Raw genomic sequence first — 3,563 nt, 5'->3', positions numbered from 1 at the left:
GGCAAGCTCGTAATGCAAGCGCGGCTCGTCAGGTGCCAGGCGCCATAGCCCGGAATAAGGGTTGCCGAGGGCAAAGAGCTGTTCCTGCAGACGGGCCGGTCGCACGCCTGATATACAGATAAGTCCAGATAAGCATGGCCCTACTGCAGATCGCCGAACCCGGCCAAAGTCCTCAACCGCACCAGCGTCGCCTGGCTGTGGGGATCGACTTGGGTACTACCAATTCGCTGGTCGCTGCCTTGCGCAGTGGTCTTTCCGAGCCGCTGGCCGATGCCAACGGGCAGGTTATCCTGCCGTCGGCCGTGCGCTATCACGCCGACCACGTCGAGGTGGGCGAGTCCGCCAGGCTGGCGGCGTCTGCCGATCCTTTGAACACCGTGCTGTCGGTCAAGCGCCTGATGGGGCGTGGTCTGTCCGACGTCAAGCAACTGGGCGAGCAACTGCCGTATCGCTTTGTCGACGGCGAATCGCATATGCCGTTCATCGATACTGTCCAGGGCCCGAAAAGTCCGGTGGAAGTCTCTGCCGACATCCTCAAGGTATTGCGTCAGCGCGCCGAGGCGACCCTGGGGGGGGAATTGGTGGGGGCGGTGATCACCGTTCCGGCCTATTTCGACGATGCCCAGCGCCAAGCGACCAAGGATGCGGCCAAGCTGGCCGGCCTGAACGTATTGCGCCTGCTCAACGAACCGACCGCGGCGGCCGTGGCCTATGGTCTGGACCAGCACGCCGAAGGCGTGGTGGCAATTTATGACCTGGGTGGCGGGACCTTCGATATTTCCATCCTGCGCCTGACCGGCGGTGTCTTCGAAGTGCTGGCCACTGGCGGCGACAGCGCCTTGGGCGGCGACGATTTCGATCATGCGATCGCCGGCTGGATCATCGAAAGTGCCGGCCTGTCCGCCGATCTCGATCCGGGTGCACAGCGCAATCTGCTGCAAACCGCCTGTGCCGCCAAGGAAGCCCTCACTGATGCTGCCTCGGTCGAAGTGACCTATGGCACCTGGTCGGCCCCGCTGACCCGCGAAGCCTTCGACGCGCTGATCGAGCCCATGGTGGCGCGCAGCCTCAAGGCGTGCCGGCGTGCCGTGCGCGACTCCAATGTCGAGCTGGACGATGTGCGGGCGGTGGTGATGGTCGGTGGCTCGACCCGCGTCCCACGGGTTCGCGAGGCGGTCGCCGAAATGTTCGGGCGCCAGCCGCTGACCGAGATCGACCCGGATCAGGTGGTGGCCATTGGTGCTGCGATCCAGGCCGATACCCTGGCCGGCAACAAGCGCGATGGTGGCGAACTGCTCCTGCTCGATGTGATTCCGCTGTCCCTGGGGCTGGAAACCATGGGCGGGCTGATGGAGAAGGTGATTCCACGGAACACCACTATCCCGGTCGCTCGGGCCCAGGACTTCACCACTTACAAAGATGGCCAGTCGGCCATGATGATTCACGTGTTGCAGGGCGAGCGCGAGCTGATCAGCGATTGCCGCTCCCTGGCGCGTTTCGAATTGCGTGGCATTCCGGCCATGGTCGCTGGCGCGGCGAAGATTCGCGTGACCTTCCAGGTCGACGCCGACGGCCTGCTGAGCGTGTCCGCTCGCGAGCTGGGCTCGGGCGTCGAAGCCAGCATCCAGGTCAAACCGTCCTATGGCCTGACCGACGGCGAGATCGCCAGGATGCTCAAGGACTCCTTCCAGTACGCCGGCGACGACAAGGCCGCTCGCGTGCTGCGTGAGCAGCAGGTCGATGCCCAGCGCCTGATCGAAGCGGTGCAGGGCGCTCTGGAAGCGGACGGCGACCGTCTGCTGGATGCCGAAGAGCGCATGGTCATCGAGCTGCAGATGCAGGAATTGAACGAATTGATGCGTGGCACCGATGGTTATGCCATCGAGCAGCAGACCAAGCGTCTGTCGCAAGTGACCGATGCGTTTGCTGCCCGCCGCCTGGACTCGACGGTGAAAGCCGCTCTGGCGGGGCGCAACCTGAATGAAATCGAGGAATAACTGATGCCGCAGATCATTTTTCTGCCACACGCTGTGTTTTGCCCGGATGGCTTGGTCGTAGAGGCCGCGCCGGGTACTTCGATTCTGGAAGTGGCGCATGACAACCACATCGAGATCGAGAGCGCCTGCGGCGGCGTCTGCGCCTGCACCACGTGTCACTGCATCATTCGCGAGGGTTTCGACTCGCTGAATGAGGCGGATGAACTGGAAGAAGACCTGCTGGACAAGGCCTGGGGCCTGGAAGCGCAATCGCGCCTGTCCTGCCAGGCGATCGTCGGCGAGGAAGACCTGACCGTCGAGATTCCGAAGTACTCGCTCAACCATGCGGCCGAAGCGCCGCACTGATTCAAGGAGTCATCATGAGTCTGAAATGGGTTGATGTGCTGGAAATCGCGATCCAGCTGGCTGAGTCCAAGCCGGATGTGGATCCGCGCTATGTAAACTTTGTCGACCTGCACCAATGGGTTCTGGCACTGCCGGAATTCAGCGACGATCCGGCTCGCGGTGGCGAGAAGGTTCTTGAAGCCATTCAGGCTGCCTGGATCGAAGAAGCAGACTGAGTCTGGGCCGTACGCAGTTAGGCAATCCCTATAAACCCGCGTATAATTCGCGGGTTTAATTTTTCGCTTTAATCACCGTTTCTGGAGTTACACCATGGCTGTTCAACGTACTTTCTCCATCATCAAGCCTGACGCTGTTGCAAAAAACGTCATCGGCGAGATCGTTACCCGTTTCGAAAAAGCTGGCCTGCGCGTTGTAGCTTCGAAAATGAAGCAACTGTCGAAAGCCGAAGCCGAAGGCTTCTACGCTGAGCACAGCGCTCGTGGTTTCTTCGGCGAGCTGGTTGCCTTCATGACTTCCGGTCCGGTTGTCGTTCAGGTTCTGGAAGGTGAAAACGCTATCGCTCTGAACCGTGAGCTGATGGGCGCTACCAACCCTAAAGAAGCTGCTGCCGGCACCATCCGCGCTGACTTCGCCGAGTCCATCGACGCCAACGCCGTTCACGGTTCGGACTCCGAAGCCGCTGCTGCACGCGAAATCGCTTACTTCTTCGCTTCCACCGAAGTGACCACTCGCTAAGCCAAAGGCCCGTGAGTGAAGGTGAAACCATGACTACATCGACTGGCAAAACTAACCTGTTGGGTCTGACTCAACCGGAAATGGAAAAATTCTTCGACTCAATCGGGGAGAAGCGTTTCCGTGCCGGTCAGGTAATGAAATGGATTCACCACTTTGGCGTCGATGATTTCGACGCCATGACGAACGTCGGCAAGGCCTTGCGCGAAAAGCTCAAGGCCGTTGCCGAAATTCGCGGTCCGGAAGTGGTCAGCGAGGACATCTCCAGCGATGGCACCCGCAAGTGGGTGGTGCGCGTGGCGTCCGGCAGCTGCGTCGAGACCGTTTACATTCCCCAGGGCAAACGCGGCACCTTGTGCGTTTCGTCCCAGGCAGGCTGTGCCCTGGATTGCAGCCCATCAGCCCTATGGCCTGCTGCATGGCGGTGCCTCGGTGGTGCTGGCGGAGTCGGTCGGCTCCATGGCCAGTTACCTGTGCATCGACGCCAGC

General features: G+C 61.0%; 4 protein-coding genes and 1 pseudogene. All 5 read left to right on the top strand.

Annotation, left to right across the window (positions count from 1 at the left end; genetic code table 11):
• Positions 1-134 precede the first annotated feature (134 nt).
• Positions 135-1,997 carry a Fe-S protein assembly chaperone HscA gene (hscA, locus tag ACQKQA_RS29900; protein WP_427564749.1) on the top strand — a complete coding sequence of 621 codons (1,863 nt, stop codon included), beginning with the start codon at positions 135-137 and terminating at the stop codon, positions 1,995-1,997.
• A 3-nt stretch (positions 1,998-2,000) separates the two neighbouring features.
• Positions 2,001-2,342, top strand: coding sequence for an ISC system 2Fe-2S type ferredoxin (gene fdx / locus ACQKQA_RS29895; protein WP_007929527.1), 342 nt, complete (start codon positions 2,001-2,003; stop codon positions 2,340-2,342).
• Between the two features lie 14 nt (positions 2,343-2,356).
• Complete coding sequence (iscX, locus tag ACQKQA_RS29890; protein ID WP_007929528.1) at positions 2,357-2,557, top strand: Fe-S cluster assembly protein IscX; 201 nt, start codon at positions 2,357-2,359, stop codon at positions 2,555-2,557.
• A 94-nt stretch (positions 2,558-2,651) separates the two neighbouring features.
• A complete protein-coding gene (gene ndk, locus ACQKQA_RS29885) occupies positions 2,652-3,077 on the top strand; it encodes a nucleoside-diphosphate kinase (RefSeq protein ID WP_007929529.1) in 426 nt (141 codons plus the stop codon).
• A 29-nt stretch (positions 3,078-3,106) separates the two neighbouring features.
• Positions 3,107-3,563, top strand: a pseudogene (locus ACQKQA_RS29880) (hypothetical protein); the annotation flags it as partial.

This window comes from Pseudomonas sp. NPDC089530 (assembly GCF_050280705.1).
In the GTDB taxonomy this organism is placed as follows: Bacteria; Pseudomonadota; Gammaproteobacteria; order Pseudomonadales; family Pseudomonadaceae; genus Aquipseudomonas.
Note: the sequence above shows the minus strand (reverse complement) of the source record. Positions and strands in the feature narration are given on the sequence as shown.

Bases quoted from the DNA above. Each gene is read 5' to 3' on its own strand.
- iscX (WP_007929528.1), top strand. From the start codon at position 2,357: ATGAGTCTGAAATGGGTTGATGTGCTGGAAATCGCGATCCAGCTGGCT.
- hscA (WP_427564749.1), top strand. From the start codon at position 135: ATGGCCCTACTGCAGATCGCCGAACCCGGCCAAAGTCCTCAACCGCAC.
- ndk (WP_007929529.1), top strand. From the start codon at position 2,652: ATGGCTGTTCAACGTACTTTCTCCATCATCAAGCCTGACGCTGTTGCA.
- fdx (WP_007929527.1), top strand. From the start codon at position 2,001: ATGCCGCAGATCATTTTTCTGCCACACGCTGTGTTTTGCCCGGATGGC.